The 18760-nt window shown below is 47.1% G+C and carries 16 protein-coding genes; 9 read left to right on the top strand and 7 right to left on the bottom strand.

Annotation, left to right across the window (positions count from 1 at the left end; all coding sequences use genetic code 11):
- The first annotated feature begins 108 nt into the window (after positions 1 to 108).
- A complete protein-coding gene (gene xapA / locus R7F64_RS06560; RefSeq protein ID WP_005379149.1) occupies positions 109 to 933 on the top strand; it encodes a xanthosine phosphorylase in 825 nt (274 codons plus the stop codon).
- 105 nt (positions 934 to 1038) lie between these two features.
- On the opposite strand, the gene R7F64_RS06555 is transcribed toward xapA, so the two are convergent.
- Positions 1039 to 1650 (bottom strand): bifunctional 4-hydroxy-2-oxoglutarate aldolase/2-dehydro-3-deoxy-phosphogluconate aldolase, encoded by a 612-nt coding sequence (locus tag R7F64_RS06555; RefSeq protein ID WP_318071550.1) that lies wholly within the window; start codon positions 1648 to 1650, stop codon positions 1039 to 1041.
- Between the two features lie 9 nt (positions 1651 to 1659).
- A complete protein-coding gene (locus tag R7F64_RS06550) occupies positions 1660 to 3036 on the bottom strand; it encodes a GntP family permease (RefSeq protein WP_318071549.1) in 1377 nt (458 codons plus the stop codon).
- Between the two features lie 153 nt (positions 3037 to 3189).
- On the opposite strand from R7F64_RS06550, the gene R7F64_RS06545 reads away from it, so the two are divergent.
- A complete protein-coding gene (locus tag R7F64_RS06545; RefSeq protein WP_318071548.1) occupies positions 3190 to 3714 on the top strand; it encodes a gluconokinase in 525 nt (174 codons plus the stop codon).
- On the top strand, positions 3714 to 5510 hold the full coding sequence (gene edd, locus R7F64_RS06540; RefSeq protein ID WP_318071547.1) for a phosphogluconate dehydratase: 1797 nt from the start codon (positions 3714 to 3716) through the stop codon (positions 5508 to 5510). Before R7F64_RS06545 ends, edd begins: the two co-directional genes overlap by 1 nt.
- 1234 nt (positions 5511 to 6744) lie before the next feature.
- Here the strand turns inward: edd and R7F64_RS06535 are convergent.
- The 4 genes from R7F64_RS06535 to R7F64_RS06520 all read right to left on the bottom strand — a co-directional run bounded on the left by R7F64_RS06535 (position 6745) and on the right by R7F64_RS06520 (position 9743).
- On the bottom strand, positions 6745 to 7074 hold the full coding sequence (locus R7F64_RS06535) for an SMR family transporter (RefSeq protein WP_005478614.1): 330 nt from the start codon (positions 7072 to 7074) through the stop codon (positions 6745 to 6747).
- Positions 7071 to 7475, bottom strand: a complete 405-nt coding sequence (locus R7F64_RS06530) for an SMR family transporter (protein WP_005379135.1) — start codon at positions 7473 to 7475, stop codon at positions 7071 to 7073. Before R7F64_RS06530 ends, R7F64_RS06535 begins: the two co-directional genes overlap by 4 nt.
- A gap of 269 nt (positions 7476 to 7744) precedes the next feature.
- A complete protein-coding gene (locus R7F64_RS06525; RefSeq protein ID WP_005379132.1) occupies positions 7745 to 8680 on the bottom strand; it encodes a LysR family transcriptional regulator in 936 nt (311 codons plus the stop codon).
- A 55-nt stretch (positions 8681 to 8735) separates the two neighbouring features.
- Complete coding sequence (locus R7F64_RS06520) at positions 8736 to 9743, bottom strand: substrate-binding domain-containing protein (protein WP_047103689.1); 1008 nt, start codon at positions 9741 to 9743, stop codon at positions 8736 to 8738.
- Between the two features lie 219 nt (positions 9744 to 9962).
- Between R7F64_RS06520 and R7F64_RS06515 the strand changes: the two genes are divergently transcribed.
- The 6 genes from R7F64_RS06515 to R7F64_RS06490 all read left to right on the top strand — a co-directional run bounded on the left by R7F64_RS06515 (position 9963) and on the right by R7F64_RS06490 (position 17655).
- Positions 9963 to 11315 (top strand): serine/threonine-protein kinase, encoded by a 1353-nt coding sequence (locus tag R7F64_RS06515; RefSeq protein ID WP_318071546.1) that lies wholly within the window; start codon positions 9963 to 9965, stop codon positions 11313 to 11315.
- A 13-nt stretch (positions 11316 to 11328) separates the two neighbouring features.
- On the top strand, positions 11329 to 12801 hold the full coding sequence (locus tag R7F64_RS06510; protein WP_238952165.1) for a chromosome partitioning protein ParA: 1473 nt from the start codon (positions 11329 to 11331) through the stop codon (positions 12799 to 12801).
- Between the two features lie 2 nt (positions 12802 to 12803).
- On the top strand, positions 12804 to 13376 hold the full coding sequence (locus tag R7F64_RS06505; RefSeq protein ID WP_104979902.1) for a sigma-70 family RNA polymerase sigma factor: 573 nt from the start codon (positions 12804 to 12806) through the stop codon (positions 13374 to 13376).
- Positions 13377 to 13378: 2 nt separating this feature from the next.
- On the top strand, positions 13379 to 14938 hold the full coding sequence (locus R7F64_RS06500; protein WP_318071545.1) for a hypothetical protein: 1560 nt from the start codon (positions 13379 to 13381) through the stop codon (positions 14936 to 14938).
- Between the two features lie 262 nt (positions 14939 to 15200).
- A complete protein-coding gene (locus tag R7F64_RS06495) occupies positions 15201 to 17522 on the top strand; it encodes an acid phosphatase (RefSeq protein ID WP_318071544.1) in 2322 nt (773 codons plus the stop codon).
- Positions 17512 to 17655 (top strand): hypothetical protein, encoded by a 144-nt coding sequence (locus R7F64_RS06490; RefSeq protein ID WP_012841245.1) that lies wholly within the window; start codon positions 17512 to 17514, stop codon positions 17653 to 17655. Before R7F64_RS06495 ends, R7F64_RS06490 begins: the two co-directional genes overlap by 11 nt.
- 75 nt (positions 17656 to 17730) lie before the next feature.
- Here the strand turns inward: R7F64_RS06490 and R7F64_RS06485 are convergent, their stop codons facing one another.
- Positions 17731 to 18750, bottom strand: coding sequence for an SPOR domain-containing protein (locus R7F64_RS06485; RefSeq protein WP_318071543.1), 1020 nt, complete (start codon positions 18748 to 18750; stop codon positions 17731 to 17733).
- Positions 18751 to 18760 lie beyond the last annotated feature (10 nt).

Below are 18760 nucleotides of genomic sequence, written 5' to 3'. Positions count from 1 at the left end.
GCGAATTTCATCATCCTCTTTTTAAGGATGATAGTAGCGAATAAAGCAAAGATAACCAGCGCAGAAAGTCACACAATGGAATCAACACACAACCAGAAGGTGACTAACATGAATCACGATCCAGTAATCGGCGCGCTACAAACCATTCGCGAACGCAAACCAAACTTCCAACCTAAAGCGGCGTTTATTTTAGGCTCTGGCTTAGGCGTATTGGCAGACGAACTACAAGACAAAGTGGTCATTCCATACGAAGAGCTCGAAGGCTTTCCGGTTAGTACCGTGCAAGGCCACTCTGGTGAGTTGGTGCTTGGTACCATGGGCGGCGTAGACGTAGTGTGCATGAAAGGTCGCGGTCACTACTACGAACACGGCTCAATGAAGGTCATGACCACGCCCGTGCGCACCTTTAAAAAGCTGGGCTGTGAGTTTCTGCTCGTCACCAACGCGGCAGGCTCACTTCGCCCTGAACGCATCGACGTCGGTTCTCTGGTGGTATTTCATGACCACATCAATACCATGCCTGAATCGCCAATGATCGGTCCGAATGATGAAGAGTACGGCCCGAGGTTCTTCAGCCTCGCCAATGCGTACGACAAAGACCTACGTGCAGAAGCGTTTGAAGTCGGCAAAGCCAATGGTATTCACCTGAATGAAGGTGTGTTTGTCTCTTACACAGGCCCCAACTTTGAGACCGCAGCCGAAATCCGCATGATGCAAATCATCGGTGGTGATGTCGTGGGCATGTCGGTCGTGCCAGAAGTGATTTCTGCGGCGCATTGCGGCTTACCCGTATTGGCAGTATGTGCGATCACCAACATGGCAGAAGGCTTGGGAGATGTAGAATTGTCTCACGCCCAAACATTGAAGTGCGCGAAGCTAGCCGAAGCCGATTTCATTCGCTTTATTAAGCGCTTTATGAAGCATCACTTCTAAAGCCGTTTCATCCCAAAAAGAAAAAGGGTCATCAAGTTACTTGATGACCCTTTTTCGTATCACGTTTCCCAACGTTCGGGGGCATTTCGGAGCCGTTTGTGCGTTTTACTTAACTGCGCGAACCAATTCAGCAATGCCTTCCCAATCGCCGTTGTCCATCATTGCGGTTGGCACCATCCACGTACCGCCACAAGCTACAACCGATTTCAGCGCTAGGTAATCTTCCACGTTGGATGGGCTTACGCCACCTGTTGGCATGAATTCAACTGGGTAAACCGCCGTGAGTGCTTTCAGCATGCTTACGCCGCCTGATGGCTCAGCAGGGAAGAACTTCAACGTACGCAGACCCATTTCCATCGCTTGCTCAACCAAGCTTGGGTTGTTTACACCCGGTACGATAGTCACGCCACGTTGCTGACAGTATTTCACTGTGGTTGGGTTGAAGCCTGGGCTAACGATAAAGTCCACGCCCGCTTCGATCGCGATGTCCACTTGTTCTGTGGTCAGAACGGTGCCCGCGCCAATCAACAATTCTGGGTACGCTTCACGCATGATGCGAATCGACTCCGCCGCAGCTTCGGTGCGGAATGTCACTTCCGCACATGGTAAACCGTTTTCTACCAACACTTGTGCCAGTGGCAGAGCGTGTGCTACGTCGTTGATTGCGATAACTGGGACGATTTTGATTTCTCTTAATCGTTGTTCAAGTGTTGTCATGGGGAACCTCTAAAGAATAAAGCTTAATGTTGCGACGATAATAAACGCGATACTGCCAAGTAACGTTTCCATTACCGTCCAAGTTTTTAATGTGGTTTTCTCATCCATCTCAAGCAGACGAGATACCAACCAGAAACCAGAGTCATTGAAGTGAGACAGTACCGTTGCACCACCCGCAATCGCGATTACGATAAAGCAAAGGTCGAGTTCACTCAAACCTGTTGATGCTGCCACAACTGGAGCGATAAGAGCCGCCGTAGTGGTTAGCGCTACGGTTGCCGAGCCTTGAGCAACACGCAGACAAGTTGAAATCACAAACGCCGCCACAATCACAGGCATACCTGTGTCTGTAAGAACGTCAGCCAGTGCATCACCAATACCGCTTGAGCGCAGTACGCCGCCAAACATGCCACCTGCACCCGTTACTAGGATAACACCACAGATAGGAGCCAATGACTCACCACATAATTTTTCTAGTTTTGCCATGCCGTAGTCTTTGGCAAACACAGCCAGACAGACAATCAAAGTGATCAGCAACGCAACTGGGGTTTTACCTAGCATACGTAGGAACTCAACCAGTGCCGTTTTACCATCAATCACACCCGCAACCGCCAGTGTGTTCAATACCGTATCCAAACAGATTAGCAGTACTGGCAGCACAAGGATGGTCATAACCGTGTCAAATTTTGGTGCGTTGCGCTCATCCACCATCGCTTCGCCATTAAAGAAGGCTTTAGATAGTGGGATATCGAATTTTTTGCCCGCGTACAAACCAAATAGGTAAGCGCCAAGGTACCAAGTTGGAATAGCCACCAGAATACCCACCACCAATAACAGACCGATGTTTGCGCCAAGGAATTCTGCCGCTGCAACCGGACCTGGATGTGGTGGAACAAACGCGTGCATAACCGCAAAAGCACCGGCTGCTGGCAACGCGTATTTAATTGGTGAGCCACCAAAACGAGCCGCCACACTTAGGATGATTGGCATCATCACTACAAGGCCAGCATCGAAGAAGATTGGGAAGCCAAACAGTAATGAAGCGACGCCCAAAGCAAATGGTGCGCGCTCTTTACCAAAGCGACCAATCAAAGTGTCTGCCAGCACTTTCGCACCGCCAGTCACTTCAAGAATTTTACCGATCATCGCACCAAGACCAACCAGCAATGCCACGGAAGCCAGTGTGCCGCCGAAGCCGCCCATCATGGTCGATACGACTTTCTCAGAAGGAACGCCAGTGGCGATTGCCGTACCTAAACTCACCATAGTAAGGGAAGCAAAAGCATGGACTTTCAGTTTAATGATCAGAACGAGTAACGCTGCAATGGCAAGGCCTGCAATCGTCAGTAGGAACGTAGGATCTGGGGCTTGGGTTAATTGCTCCATAGGTTCACCTTTAAGAATTATTGTTTGTGTTATGGTTCACATTTATTTCAGTTACCGGTAACATGTTACCGATAACATGAATAAGATAAACCCATATTTTAAAGTGAATTCAAAAATTGAGATCACGCGCAAATTTGGTTATGAGGATAAGTTATGGCTGGTAGTAGTATCATCGTTATGGGCGTTTGTGCTAGTGGTAAAAGCACAATTGGTGAGCATCTAGCGAAAAAGCTAGGGCGTAAATTCATTGATGGTGATGATCTTCATCCACGAGCGAACATTCAGAAAATGGCATCGGGCCAGCCTCTGAACGATGATGATCGCAAGCCATGGCTAGAACGCATTCGTGATGCGGCGTACAGCCTAGAAAGCAAAAACGAACACGGCATCATTGTCTGTTCAGCACTGAAAAAGATTTACCGCGATCAGATCCGCGAAGGCAACAACAACGTGACCTTCCTGTTCCTTGATGGCGATAGGGAGTTGATCCTTAATCGCATGCGTATGCGCAAAGGCCACTTCATGAAAGAAAACATGGTGAAGAGCCAATTCGAGACGCTAGAGCGCCCAGACAACGAGCCTCAAACTCTGATCGTCAGTATCGACGGAGACATCAGCGACGTGGTGGAACGCTCTGCCGCTGAGCTAATCAAAATGCAAGCGATCGAGGTGGCGTAATGACTCACTCTGTTGTTCTTGAGGTCACACAGCGTTTGACCGAGCGCAGCCGTGAAGCGCGCGCTGCGTTTCTTGCTCGCACCGAAGTGCAAGCCGAAGCGGGCAAAGGCCGCGTTGGTTTATCTTGTGGTAACTTAGCCCATGCAGTCGCCGCTTCTTGCTCTTCTGAAAAGAAAAATATTCTCGATTTTACTCATGCCAATGTCGCGCTGATCAGCGCCTACAACGACATGTTGAGCGCCCACCAGCCGTACCAAGACTACCCAGCACAAATCAAAAAAGTGCTGGCGGACTACGGCCATACAGCGCAAGTCGCAGGTTGTGTGCCAGCGATGTGCGATGGGGTGACTCAAGGTCAAGCAGGCATGGATATGTCACTGTTTTCGCGTGACTTAATTGCGCAATCAACGGCGTTGTCTTTGAGTCACAATGTCTTTGATGCCACATTACTGCTTGGCATCTGTGACAAAATCGCACCGGGGCAACTGATGGGCGCGCTGTCTTACGCACACCTACCAACGGCGTTTGTGCCAGCGGGTCTGATGGCAACAGGCATCAGCAACGAAGAGAAAGTCGACGTGCGCCAAAAATACGCAGCGGGAGAAGTCGGCAAAGACGCTCTGCTGGATATGGAGTGTCGCGCTTACCACTCTGCGGGTACGTGTACATTTTACGGCACCGCCAATACCAACCAGTTGGTGTTCGAAGTCATGGGCTTGATGCTGCCAGGTTCGGCATTCATCCATCCCCATACCCAACTGCGTAAAGCGTTAACCGATCACGCGGCTCTGAAAATCGCCTCAATGACGGCGGGTTCTGCACACTTCCGTCCGCTGGCCGAGGTGGTCACAGAAAAGAGCTTGGTCAACGGCATCATCGCTCTACTTGCATCTGGCGGCAGCACCAATCACACCATTCATATGATCGCCGTGGCGCGTGCTGCTGGCATCTTGCTCACGTGGCAAGACATCAGCGATCTGTCGGATGTGGTTCCTTTATTAGCGCGCGTTTACCCGAACGGCCCAGCCGATATGAACGCGTTCCAAGACGCGGGGGGCGTGCCAGCGTTATTGCACCGCTTGAACGAATCCGAGCTTTTGCATCGCGATGTGAAACCCGTGTTTGGTGAATTTGAAGACCAGATAACGCTACCGAGTCTTGTCGATGGACAACTGACTTGGACACCGTGCCAAGGCAGCCAAGACGGTGACGTGATCGCCAAACCAGACGCCACTTTCCAAAACACTGGCGGCACTCGCGTACTGACTGGCAACTTAGGCAAAGCCGTGGTGAAAGTGTCTGCGGTGAAAGAAGAGCAACGCGTGATTGTGGCACCAGCGATCGTATTCCAATGCCAACACGAAGTGGAAGCCGCTTACAAACGTGGCGAGCTGAACAAAGACTGCATCGTTGTGGTCACACACAACGGCCCAGCGGCAAACGGCATGCCTGAACTGCACAAGCTGATGCCAATTTTAGGGAACGTGCAAAAAGCGGGCTTTAAAGTCGCGCTAGTGACGGACGGTCGTTTATCTGGTGCATCCGGTAAAATTCCGTCTGCGATTCACGTTTCTCCAGAAGCCATTCGTGGTGGCGCGATTGGTTTAGTGCGCAACGGTGATTTGATTCGTCTGGATTGCCAAACGGGCGAACTGAACAACTTAAGCGATACCACTGGACGCGAGTTGATTCATTTCGATACCGAATCGACCCAACAAACATGGGGACGAGGCTTGTTTAGCGTGATCCGCCAAAACGTATCGAGTGCAGAAGAAGGCGCAAGCTTTATTGTTTAAGGCGAGAAGAAAGACCTCGTCATTCCGACGAGACTAAGCAAGATCAGGAATCTACTATCAACGTACTGTGAAGTCAGAGAAAACACCTCTGCCACAGCACTTTTTGTTGGTAGATTCTGAATCACACTCGTCCCTCGCTTTTCAGAATGACGAGCTTTAGGATTGGCCTCTATTCTTTCTAAAAAACGAATGAATCCGTCATTCCGACGAGCCTAGGCGAGATCAGGAATCTAATAGCAAAATGCTGTGAAGCCAGAGAAAACCCCTCTTCCACAGCACTTTTTGTTGGTAGATTCTGAATCACGCTCGTCTCTTGCTGTTCAAAATGACGAACTTTAGGATTGGCCTCTGTTCTTTTTAAAAATGAATGAGTCCGTCATTCCGACGAGCCTAGGCGAGATCAGGAATCTAATATCAAGGTGCTGTGAAGCCAGAGAAAACCCCTCTGCCACAGCACTTTTTGTTGGTAGATTCTGAATCACGCTCGTCCCTCACTGTTCAGAATGACGAGCTTTGGGATTGGCCACTGCTCTTTCTAAAAAACGAATGAATCCGTCATTCCGACGAGCCTAGGCGAGATCAGGAATCTAATAGCAAAATGCTGTGAAGCCAGAGAAAACTCCTCTGCCACAGCACTTTTTGTTGGTACGACCGTCCCTCGCAGTTCAGAATGACGAACTTTAGGATTGGCCTCTGTTCTTTCTAAAAAACGAATGAATCCGTCATTCCGACGAGCCTAGGCGAGATCAGGAATCTACTATCAACGTGCTGTGAAGCCAGAGAAAACCCCTCTTCCACAGCACTTTTTTGTTGGTAGATTCTGAATCACGACCGTCCCTCGCAGTTCAGAATGGCAAGCTTTAGGATTGGCCTCGGTTCTTTTTAAACGAATGAATCCGTCATTCCGACGAGCCTAGGCGAGATCAGGAATCTAATAGCAAAATGCTGTGAAGCCAGAGAAAACCCCTCTTCCACAGCACTTTTTGTTGGTAGATTCTGAATCACGCTCGTCTCTTGCTGTTCAAAATGACGAACTTTAGGATTGGCCTCTGTTCTTTTTAAAAATGAATGAGTCCGTCATTCCGACGAGCCTAGGCGAGATCAGGAATCTAATATCAAGGTGCTGTGAAGCCAGAGAAAACCCCTCTTCCACAGCACTTTTTGTTGGTAGATTCTGAATCACACTCGTCTCTTGCTACTCAGAATGACGATATCTAGCATTCATTAAATTACATCAAGCGGTCTTCATCACCACGACGGCAGCAATCACCACAAAGATACCAAACCAGCCGATTGGCTTGAGTTTCTGCTTAAACAGCAAGGCTCCACCCACTGCGGTACCCAAGATACCGATCGCACCCCAAGAGGCATAAGCAATGGCTAAGTCGATCTCTTTCACCGCTTGTGCCAACAGCGTGAATGCTGTCAGTACCAACACAATCGCCGCAATGCCCCAGCCTTTATATTTAAAACCTTTTGAGCGTGTCAGCGCCATATTGGCCATGATATCGACCAAGGCAGCCATCACGACAAATCCAAATGACATCGTAAAAAATTGACTCATGATTCGCACCTTGTACTAGTAGAAAATGAACGTTCTTTTGCCGGTTTATCGGCATTTTTCTTGGCGTTAGGTTGACCATGTGATTCCCCTAAGGTCACACACACAATGCCAACAACGGCTAACATCAAACCAAACAACTCTTGATGGTTTAAGTTGGCATCAAAGGCGATGATCGACACCACGGTGATCAACGAGATACCCAACCCTTCCCAGACAGCGTATGCCACACCGATAGATATTTTCTTCGCGGCAAACGCGAGAAAGTAGTAAGAGATTGCGATCAGTACATACATTACGATGTAGCCCCACCACCCGTGCCCTTGTCCGATAAGAGACATAGTGCTGGTGCCAGCCACTTCGGCAACGATGGCGAGCAATAAAAATAGACGTGCAACTAGCATGATTAATCCTCCATCAGAAATTAAAAAAATGCATAACGGAGAATGGTGAATGCCGCGTACCTGTATCGACATTCAAAAAGTTAAAAAGATAAAAATAAGCCACTTCTCCTGACTATTTGAGATAAGGTTAGCGCTGGGTAGGAAAAAGAGACAGGTAATTGAGATATTCATTTTTGAATATCTTAAGAAATAAGTTGTCTATGTAATCACACAACATTGATAAGGTTAAAGCATCTGCTCTCTCATTCAGCTGATGCCATCAGGTGACGTCACTGCGTAAAAATCAGCGGCGTATTGAGGGTTTGTCGCACCACTTTATGTAGGTGTCTGTGCAAAGGATGGTTGCGGTTGGTTTGAAGGAAACCGCCAGAGACCACAAACTGACTGAACTCACGATTAACGGGTGGCATTGCGTAAGAGGCGAGTTCTGGCATCAACAATGCCGAGCTTTGACTGGCATACATAATCGCGTCGGTTTCTTGCAACATTTGGCAAGCCAAACGCAAATTATAGGACTTCAGTAACACTACTGGCTCATAACCCATACGTCGATACTCGGACTCCACGGTACAAAGCGGTTTATATGATGCAGGCGCAGGCAAAGAGACGAGTGGTAGTTTGGACACCGTGTCCCAATCATTGCTGACTTTCGACAACGTTGGGTGGTTTTTGCGCGCCAAAATCACTCGTTTTTCAACGAATAACGGGCGCATGTAAATGTCTTTCGACAGCTCGGTCTCTTGGTCAAGAATGCAGTAATCGTGCTCGCCTTCTAACATTTCATCGTGCGAGTAAGTATTCCAGCTGGAAAAGGCAAAGTGCGCTTTGGGAAAGGCTCGATGACAGCCAGTGAGCAGTCGCTGCCCTTGTTCATCCATCAAATAAGGGTCAGTTACAATCGCAATCTGCCCTTGGTATTGCAGTGGGTCGAACACTTCAAATTCTTGCACCACTTTTTCCAGTGGTGCAACCATATTGTCGAACTCGGCGGCGAGACGAATCGCCATGGGTGATGGCTCTACCCCATGTGCTTTACGCACAAAAAGCGGGTCATCAAACACTTGCTTCAACTTCATCACGCCGCGGCTGGCGCTCGGTTGAGAAATGCCAAGCTGCATTGCGGCCAGCTTGATGCTGCGGTTTTCCACCACGGCTTTTAATAAACGCATTAAGTTGAGATCCAATGCATCCAGCTGATGTGCCATACCCTAACCTACCAATACCATTGATGAGCGAATACAAAGAGCAGTTAACAATTAGTTAAACACTCTCTCCCGACGTGATCTGATACCCCATATCGAAGACTTTTTCTTCTTGCGTTTCGCCTTTCAGGCGCGCAATTAATAGCTCTGCGCTCTTTACACCAATTTGGAAACGCGGCGTATCAACGCTGATCAGTTTCGGGCTGATGGTTTGACCGATATCCAGCGCGTTATAGCCCGCCACTGCCAATTGCTGTGGAACTTGAATGCCACGTTGCTGCGCACTCAGCATGGTGCCAATTGCGATGTCATCGTTGGTACAGAACACCCCATCGAGCGTTGGGTGCGTTTCCAGTGCGCGTTCGAGCAAATCATGCGCTAAAGAAAAACTAGAATGATCACCAGTTAATACATGTTTGGGTTCTAGCCCTGCTTCTGTCATCGCGCGATCGTAACCTTGCATCCGCAACTTGGTTCGCGTATCCAGACGCGCGCCAAAATAGACGATTGTACGCTTCCCCGTATCTAGCATCTGCTTAACCACGGTGTACGACGCATCTTCATGATCGAGTCCAACCGCCATATCAATCGGCTCCGATGGCAGTTCCATGGTTTCGACCACCGGAATGCCCGCATTTTTGATCATCTGTAATGTACGCGGCGTGTGATGGCTTTCAGTTAGAATAAGCCCATCGACTTGATAAGAGAGTAATGACGCGATCTTGCGCTCTTCTTCAAGCTCATCGTAGCTAAAATGCGCTAAAAGCGTCTCATAGCCATTGGCTTTGGTCACCATCTCTATGCCCTGAACAAAGGAAGCAAAAATTTGGTTGGACAAAGACGGCAGTAAAATACCAATGGCTTTACTGGAGGACTTTGACAACATCGCCGGTGCACGGTTTTCGATGTAACCCATCTCTTCAATCGCAGTCGCAATCTTGGCCCGAGTCTTTTCTGCCACCGATTCAGGGTTACGCATATAGCGTGAAACGGTCATCTTCGTGACGCCAACCTGGTCTGCGACATCCTGCAATGTCGTACGAGTTTTCTTATTCTGTTGAGCCATAAATATGTGATTTATCAGTAATGTTACAAGTAACATTATGACGAATAGACTCTCTGCCGACAAGTTCAGTGAAAATAATTCGCAAAATCATGACGTTATTACTCCATTAGCAATCAAATTGCGTTTCATGGATTGTGAATCAAAACCGAATAAATAAATGACATTTATATCAAAGTTCTTATAAAATGCCGTACCTAAAAGAATAAGACATTAGTCACAGTGCAGTTAGGCTCTAGCGAAACCCAGATTTACTACCACCTGCTTGATCTGGACGACTCCCAAAAGCAGCAATACCTCCAAGCATTGCAACGAAGTCAACCTGAGCTGTATCGACAACTCGTTCCTCTTTTAGCCAACGAGACACCGGAAGAACAACTAACGCAGTTACTTTATTTTGGTGCTCATCAGGCAACGAACCAAGACGTCGATCTAAGCGGAGAAATCATCAGTAAGTACCGCCTAACTCATGAGTTGGGGCGTGGTGGCATGGGTGTCGTATACGCAGCTCTACGTGCAGATGAAACGTTCGAGCAAGATCTGGCTATCAAGTTTATTCAAAGCAATTTGAGCAATGTGTTAGGGCAACGTGCACTCTTCGACGAAGCTCAACTTCTCGCGCGTCTAAACCATCCTTACATCGCGAAAGTGTTTGACGGCGGTCTCCATCAAGATTCGGTTTACATCGTGATGGAGCGGGTGTTTGGTCAAACTTTGGATGAGTATCTATCTGAAAATAAGCTAGAAAAAACGGAGAAGCTGCTGTTGTTTAAGCAGATCTGCCAGGCGATGGAGCACGCCCACCAACACCAGGTTTTGCATGCCGATCTAAAACCAGAAAATATACTGATTGATCGTAGCAAGCGTCCCAAGCTGCTTGACTTCAACTTGACTCAAAAAGCGCACTCCAACCGAGAAGACTCACCCTCAGCGCTGATTGCGTTTAGCCAAAATTTTGCCAGCCCAGAGCAGCAAGCAGGACTGGTTCTAACAGAGCAAAGCGACGTGTACTCCTTGGGCAAAATTCTCGCTTTGATGTTTCCATCACCAACAATTTGGTCTGATGTTTACTGGGTGATAAGACGCGCAACGCGTCCTGCCACTCAAATGCGATATACCGATGCTAGAGCATTGCGCATTGATATCGAAAGAATTATCGAACGCCGTCCAATCGAGCAGAAAAAAAACTGGCCATTGTATAGCGCCTTTCGCTTGGTACAGCGACGTCCCCTTGCTTCGGTATTGTCAGGCATCATTGTGCTCTCTGGTGTGTTATTTGGCAGCGCCATGATGCAAAAGAATATCCAGCTGCAACAAGAGAAGAAGATTGCAGAAGATATGATGTACGAAATGACTCGCCTCATCTTCCACGCGAAGGGGCAAAATGTCGAACATCTCTCAGTGAACTCCATGATGGAGTTAACACGAAGGCGGATACTCTCTAACCCAGATATCCCCAAACATATAAAACAAAAAATGTTGTTGGCGATGATGACACCGGTGCCAGAGAAGCACCTAACTACACCAATGAGTTGTCAGCCAAATTGTGCGTCTAAGGACAGCACCAACCAATAAGGCTTAAAACAAGATGTATACACGTTCAGTGGTATTTTGGCTGTCTGCATTGACGGCTACGTCCACGTTGGCAGCAGACGTTTCAGCTGCCACTTCACACCCACCAGCTTCAACCTTGAAGCAAGGCTACTTTATCGACGCCCCAGTGACTGGCCTGTATTACAAAACCAGTTCCAATATCACTGGCGTCACTCAGCAAGGAGCATTTCATTACCAACCCGGTGATGTAATTAGCTTCTTCCTTGGTAACGATGATAAAGGTTATCTGCTGACGACCTTATCAAGCCAAGAAGTGCTGACGCCGACGATGGCGACAACCAAACCTAGCCGCAGCATCAATATGACGCGTCTGCTGCTTTCTCTCGACAGCACGCCTGAGAATCGTGAGGAAATTGTCCTAGCAAACCGTGTGCTGTCTGATCCTCACTTTCAAAGCCAGCTCAAAGGCCTTGATCTCAATTACCTGGATGACGCTAAACGCTACCTCAATCTCGATTGGGTATCTGTCAATGAGGCGATTGAACACCTAAACGAAAGCCAGCAGTACATTGAAAAAAACTTTTCCTCTGATGAGATCATTTTTGAACCTCGCGACATGACGTTCAAAAACATCGTCATCAAAAAGAAGGATTGGCAAGGCCGCGCTTGTGCTTACGATCTACGCTATCAGCATCATCCCAAATATCGTCCTCCTATTGGTGAAACTCGATTCACCATCACCAAAGACTCATTGATTGAACACCCAAGCATTGGCGACCATTTTCAAGGCTGCTTCCTCTCGATGAAGCGCCCTATCACGGAAGATGTCGTCGAACCGATAAGCAAGTTTGCGGATTGGTTTAATATCGTTGGTTGTTCAATCACAGGGTGCACCCGCAACGACTTGAATGGCTTTTCTCTCGAAGACTTCGATGATGAAGGCGACTGGAAGTACCGCTCCGTTGCCCTCAATTTTGATCCGAGCACCGAGTTATTGATGGAAAAAGTACAAGGTCTCGGGCGTAAAAAAAACATCCAACACAATAACCGCACAGAAATGCTCTGGTTTACGTATCCCAATACTAGCGAACACGATATTGACTACCTCGGCGTGTGGCAGCAAACCGAATACCACCAACAGTCCATGACACAATCGTGCCTATTGATGCGCCATCAACAAGTCATGCGACTGCCGAAAAATACGGACACCTGCCCAACCGATACAAGCCTGTACACCCAAGATGTTACCCGCGAATTTGCCGACATGTGGTGGGTCAACAATAGCGCCCCCAAAGCCGAACTCGCGCAAATGAACGTCATGGTACGTTGGTCAACAACCCCATCCGAAATCAATTACACCACCTGGGAATACTTGCCAGCTGGTGCAACTTGGGAGCAAGGCATTTTATATCGCTATCAACAAAATGTTCTGCGCAACCAAGACGGCTCTGATCGCATTGAAACCCACACCATTTCTGAATTTGTCAAAGTGAGCGAGGATGTATAACCATGGCAACAGCAGTAGCACTGACACAAATCATTCAACAATGGCAATCTGGTGATAAACAAGCTGAGAGCGAGCTCTATCAGTTTGCTTATTTACAGTTGCGTAAGATCGCCCAACACGAACGTGAACGAAATGCAGAAAAGTACGGCACCGACAACAAAGTACTGGCAGACAGCGTCAACAGCACCACGGCATTAATTCATGATGCTTACCTGAAAATGTCCAACTGCGACATGAGTGAAATTGAAACAAAGCGCGATTTCTTTTTGATGGCCGCCAAAGTGATGCGTCAAATCTTGATCGACAACGCACGCTCGCACCAAGCACAAAAGCGTCAACACATTACATTGATGAGAGATGAAGAAGATCGTTTCGAGCAATTGATTATCATGGATAAAGCTCTGGATAGTTTCAGTAGCCGCTATCCACGCCAATCGAGCGCACTCAAACTCAAGTATTTAATGGGCATGAAAAACCAAGAAATCAGTGAGCTACTCGAGTGCAGCGCAAGCCTGATAGAGAAAGACCTCAAATTCTCTCGCAGTTGGCTACAATCACGAATGGCGCACACGTAATCATGAACAAAAAGCTTTGGATAATCGGCGCAGTATGCGTCGGTTTGTTCGGTATTTACTTCATTTCAAACAAACACAATTTGGCATCTGTAAAAGACTCGTCAGACAACGCCGACAAGTCAACCCAGCAAGCACATCGTCAATATGAGCGCACATCTTTAGTTGAAGTAAAGCAAGCGTTGACAGGTTCTGCGTTGGATCGCACTCCTAAAAAAACGGGAGATGACGCATTTAACTCCGCCCTTTTAGGACAACCAGGCCCTGTTACGAATCCATTTCATACCACAGAAGACAACACGTTTTACGAGTCAGCATTGGGTGATAAGAACAGCCGACCACAAGAGGACCCATCAGAGAATAATAAACCCATCATCAACCTCACTGTGGAACAGCAGCTACAAACCATTATTTATGCTTGGGAGCTGAAACAAAACTCTCCGGTGAGTTATTCGCTCAACCTTAACCAGCTTTTTGAAGACCCAGATGGCGATCTCCTCACCACTCAGATTTGGCTTGAAAACGCCAATGGGTTAAGAGTCCTCAACCAAGGACAAATGATGGTACAAGGAGCGCCTGAGGAAATAAAAACCACCACATATTTGGCGGTAGCCGCGCGCGATGATTATCACGGTAATAGCGATCATGCATGGGTCACAACGCACTTTGAGTTACCCGTTATCACACCCGATCAAAATGACACAGAACACCCGTTAGTTGGCGATGTAGTTTATCGCCTAGAGACGACACAAAATCTTGCCGGTATCGCGTACGCGTATGAAGTGGTGTATTGCGAGGCCTTTCAGTTTGAGGGGGGCGAAGTAAGTTATGCCGCCTCACACAACAAACGCCAGTGTCCTGAAAAGGGAGACTTGAAAAAAGTGGGCAAGTACAAAATCAGTGATGACTCGTTGATCGTTTATGTCCAAGGTGTACGCCAAATTTGGACCATCAAAAAAGAATACCCATCTCAGGTTCATGAAGATACTCGGAACTACTTCACCACCGTGTTTGATGGTAAACAATTCGAAAGCTATACCATGCAAAAGAACAAGCAGTCCATGGAAAAGCGCATCAATGTCCACACTGGCGAGTACGAATATCAAGGAACGTCGTTTGACTACCTCTTCCCAATTTCAGGAGGAGGTTACATAAACGGGACTGCTAGCAACTACATATTTGATAAAAGTGTTCAGGGTAACGAACCAGTGCACAAACTGGACTCTGATCTCAATATGAAATCAAATCAACATGACCTATTTTGTCATGATTATTTATTTTACTGGTACAGCTCTATCGTAGCGGGGCGAGGCGAGTTTGCCGATATTATCTCTAGCTCAATGGATTTTGACGGCGTAAATCCAATACATTGTGCTGAATGGCCAGATAATTACTGGCAACGAACATTTATGTTTTACAACCTTGAATACACAGATTACGACATATTCATTCCAGGCGAAGTCTACAGTTATGTGCTTAAACCTCACCCTCAATTTGCTGATCGCGTTGAGGAATTTAAGATCAACATGATTTATCACGCCCCTGTCCTTAGCGACACCCAATAAACCTTTTTTACCGGTGGTTATATTAACAAAACAATCATTCCCAAAATAAAACTGGAACCGTGATCAAATTATAAATTTTCCATCATAGACAAAAAATAGAAATAAATTTTACGGGTTTTGTGCGGATTTTCGTGTCTTGAACCTAAGCTCAATAGTCATTAAAAAGACACCACTCTCTTATATCTCACTAGTGAGATATAAAGAAAAAAATAATAAAAAAAGCGACTTTCTCATTCGGAAACGAAACAAGGACAAATAAATAATGAATAAGGTGAGTTTACTAGCAGCGTCAGTGGCTATCGCTCTTACAGGCTGTGGCGGTTCAGATGGTGGTTCAAACAGTGCTAACGACGGCGTTGTGATCACAGGTTTTGACGGCTACTTCAAGCATGCCGTTGTTTTTGAAGATACGAACAACAACGGCCAATGGGACACTCAAGAAACATTCCTTGGTCTGACCGATGAGAAAGGTCAACTGAAATTGGATGCAAAACCAGAAAGCACTCTAGCGCTACAGACCATCACACCAAACGGTTCAAAGCAGAAACAGCTCATCGCCTTGGATGCGAAAGAGTACGCTGGCAAATACACGGTTGATATGGATCATCCAGGCCAAGCTATGGCGCACGAAATCGTATTCCGTGCACCAACATCGTCAAACGTGATTTCACCTATCACGGATCTTGTGGCGATTGAAATGGCAAAAGATCCAGCCATTAGTGAAGAAGATGCGAAAGCGAAAGTAAACCAAGCGCTAGGAGGCTCAGAAGAAGCACCAATTGATCTGTACAGTGATTTTGTTGAAGGTGCGACAAAAAACGCCGAACTACATAAAACCGCTCAGATTCTGACCGACTCGAAAGCACAAAACCCAACGAACTACGAGAAAAAAGCCACGGAGTTTGCTCAAGCGGCAAACCAAGAAGTGGAACGTCTTGTTGCATCTGGCGAAAACATCAATGACCCAAATCTACGTCCAATCATCACTGACGCGACCCCAGACAGCGATACCTTAGCACCTGAAACGGCAGTTAATAACAAGCTAACCGTAAACAAAATCGTCGAAAAGGCAGCTAAAGATAAGCTAGAAAAACTACCAAAAATCGTACAAGGCGTGGACTTTGATGGCTTAGAGCTAGACATTGAAGGTCTATTTGCAGACAAAGACCAAAACCTTGTGACAACCAAACTGACGCACAACTTTGCAGGCACAGGCATTGAAGTTGTGCAAACTGGCAACCTGATTGTTCTACATCCAACTGCAATCGTAGAGAAAGCTGGTGATTTTGAGATTGTTCTAACGGCGCAAGACATTGATTCGTCAGGTAAGGTTTTGGGTACGGTAAGCACCGTATTTCAGTTCGAAATCGAATCGGCAAACTTACCACCAATGGTTGTAGAAACAGAACAAGCGCGTCTGCAGTCCATCGTTGATGGTTGGTACCTACAACAAGGTGAAGTGTTTGAACAAACACTCGATATTTCTGGTTTGTTCCAAGATAAAGACGGTCAAATTACCGACTACTCAGCGGACTATGTAGACATCGAAGGTCTAACAGTATCTGAGGATGGTAATGCAATTATCACCATTAAAGGCACACCAACAAAAGCAGGTGAAGCTGGAGCAGTACTTGCGATTAGCGCAACAGATGGCCATACCGCGGTACAAATTGCGCTCAGCATGCCAACGGTTATCGAAGGCGTCACGCCACCACCAGTAGTACCGACTTTGGGCTTCACTCACGAGCACTTCAACGGTCAAGAATGGAAAATGGGTAGCTTTGCACAGAAAGATGGTGAAATTGGCTACGCCATATTGATGCAAGATTCTGAAGGCCTACTATTCTGCTGGGGTTCAAACCACGATGAGATGAATCAAGAGTACAAAGCGAACATCAGTGACTTCCTAAAAGACACATGGGAACACGATGCTTACGCCATTCTTGCCGATCTGGACCAACAAACTGGTTACACGGAATACAACAATAAAGACTGTAACGACGTTGAGCTGAAAGACGGTAAGCTATACAACAGCTACGGCGACGAGTATGAAATGTTGTACCAGCACAAAACCGAGCATAACGGCACTCAAATGATCGTTAAAATATCAGATGATGAGCTGTTCTGGATGGACTCAAGCAATACCCCATTTGCAGAATCACTTTCGGTTGCAGAACACATCAAACACGGCACGGTAGAGCATGACTTGATGGTAGAAAGTAATGGCACAGGCGACGACACAGTCCTGAAATACTCGTCAGGTGCGTACGAATACGACACTGATACTTACAACTACACTTCGTTCATGCCAACAGGATTCCAAACTCCAGGTAATTGGGAAATCCAGAATGATGAAGACCGTGAACTGCTGATTCTAGAAGAAACAGGCTCAGAGTCAGATTACAAAACTCGTCATCGTTACATCAACCGCGATTTTGGTGACTTTTATATTGGTATTCGTTGGAGTAAAGAACAAAACGGTCATGAATCCGCACCGGAATATGGTCTGTACTCTAACAGCAAAGAAGCCATGACAAGCATCGCGAGTTCACTACCGATTTTGGAGCCTGGTGATGATGACTAAAGCAACCATCGTTAACCCTTGCTGTGATAGCGTGCATTTGCGTAGAAGACGCAGAACACTTTGGGAACGATTGGTCGGCATCAAAGAAGTGTATATCTGCTCTAACTGTCACAAAGAAACGCCACTCAAATAGCGATAATATTTGAGACCGCAAAAAAGCCCCGAACTCGGGGCTTTCTTCTATATTTTGACCACAATATCTGAGTCGTTATTTCACGCACACCACGTTCAATAATGAGGTCCCGGTGAGCTGATTGGGCTCACGATCGGCGAACAAACCTTTCTTATCTTTGCCCCAATACGGCAGTTGCAGTGGCCATTGATTTTTTTCCATCACCCCAGACGCCCTCAGCGCTTTAAACTCTGCAGGGTTAGCTAAGTTCATACCCAGTTGCTGACATACTTTGTGCGAGTTTTCGTAGTTGAGGCGGTTCCACGGCTTACCATGTTCCATGTAAAACTGATTATGGTGATCGAGTAAATATGGGACCACGTACGTTTTGCCCTGCACTGAAGTTCTCAACCGAACTTCAATGTCATCATTTCCAGTGACAATTGGCTTCGCTTTGGTCTTAGCAACAGGCGTAGACGAAGAGCTATCACGTGAACTTTTTGCCTTGGTATCTGGCTTCTCTGCCCGCGCTTTAAAGGCGTCGGTATCAGCTCGCACAGCAGGAACTGGCGCGGGTTTCGGGGTCACCGTCGGTGTTGGCTTAACCGAAGATGCGGCTGATTTCGACGATACAGTAGATTTAGGTGTAGGTGGTGTTACTGGTTGTTTCGTCCCTTTCCCAACCACTCGGATGAACGCCTCTTTGTAATTCGACAAGGTTTTGACTCCTCGTAAGTCATCCCTCGCATCAGACAATGCCTTGTAAGGTCCAATCAAACAGCGATAGCCTTTGGATTCAGGCTTCATCCATACGTCAGTCGTGATTTTACTATAGAGAGGCTTAGCTTTCGCGAGAGACATAGGCTTGGGTAGCAATCCGCATTGAATCCAGTAAAGGTAGTTGCCCCCCTGCGGCACTTTCTTTCCCCATACTCCGTTACCAATTGGGCACGTTTTCTCAAGCATCGGTAATTCTTTCTCGCTGGCTTGAGTGGCTTGGCAAAGGAACTCCTCCGCCGATACTGGGCTAGAAAACTGGGCGCATACCAGCAACAAGCCGAAAGCTAGGCTTGCTTGGAAGACGTTAGATGGGCGTTGGGCCTTCTTCATTTCCATACACTTCACT

It is taken from the genome of Vibrio sp. Vb1980, from assembly GCF_033338615.1.
Taxonomy (GTDB): Bacteria; Pseudomonadota; Gammaproteobacteria; order Enterobacterales; family Vibrionaceae; genus Vibrio; species Vibrio alginolyticus.
Note: the sequence above shows the minus strand (reverse complement) of the source record. Positions and strands in the feature narration are given on the sequence as shown.

Bases quoted from the DNA above. Each gene is read 5' to 3' on its own strand.
- R7F64_RS06500 (WP_318071545.1), top strand. From the start codon at position 13,379: ATGAACAAAAAGCTTTGGATAATCGGCGCAGTATGCGTCGGTTTGTTC.
- R7F64_RS06520 (WP_047103689.1), bottom strand. From the start codon at position 9,743: ATGGCTCAACAGAATAAGAAAACTCGTACGACATTGCAGGATGTCGCA.
- edd (WP_318071547.1), top strand. From the start codon at position 3,714: ATGACTCACTCTGTTGTTCTTGAGGTCACACAGCGTTTGACCGAGCGC.
- R7F64_RS06485 (WP_318071543.1), bottom strand. From the start codon at position 18,750: ATGGAAATGAAGAAGGCCCAACGCCCATCTAACGTCTTCCAAGCAAGC.
- R7F64_RS06495 (WP_318071544.1), top strand. From the start codon at position 15,201: ATGAATAAGGTGAGTTTACTAGCAGCGTCAGTGGCTATCGCTCTTACA.
- R7F64_RS06510 (WP_238952165.1), top strand. From the start codon at position 11,329: ATGTATACACGTTCAGTGGTATTTTGGCTGTCTGCATTGACGGCTACG.
- R7F64_RS06555 (WP_318071550.1), bottom strand. From the start codon at position 1,650: ATGACAACACTTGAACAACGATTAAGAGAAATCAAAATCGTCCCAGTT.
- R7F64_RS06490 (WP_012841245.1), top strand. From the start codon at position 17,512: ATGATGACTAAAGCAACCATCGTTAACCCTTGCTGTGATAGCGTGCAT.
- R7F64_RS06545 (WP_318071548.1), top strand. From the start codon at position 3,190: ATGGCTGGTAGTAGTATCATCGTTATGGGCGTTTGTGCTAGTGGTAAA.
- xapA (WP_005379149.1), top strand. From the start codon at position 109: ATGAATCACGATCCAGTAATCGGCGCGCTACAAACCATTCGCGAACGC.
- R7F64_RS06535 (WP_005478614.1), bottom strand. From the start codon at position 7,074: ATGAGTCAATTTTTTACGATGTCATTTGGATTTGTCGTGATGGCTGCC.
- R7F64_RS06505 (WP_104979902.1), top strand. From the start codon at position 12,804: ATGGCAACAGCAGTAGCACTGACACAAATCATTCAACAATGGCAATCT.
- R7F64_RS06550 (WP_318071549.1), bottom strand. From the start codon at position 3,036: ATGGAGCAATTAACCCAAGCCCCAGATCCTACGTTCCTACTGACGATT.
- R7F64_RS06525 (WP_005379132.1), bottom strand. From the start codon at position 8,680: ATGGCACATCAGCTGGATGCATTGGATCTCAACTTAATGCGTTTATTA.
- R7F64_RS06530 (WP_005379135.1), bottom strand. From the start codon at position 7,475: ATGCTAGTTGCACGTCTATTTTTATTGCTCGCCATCGTTGCCGAAGTG.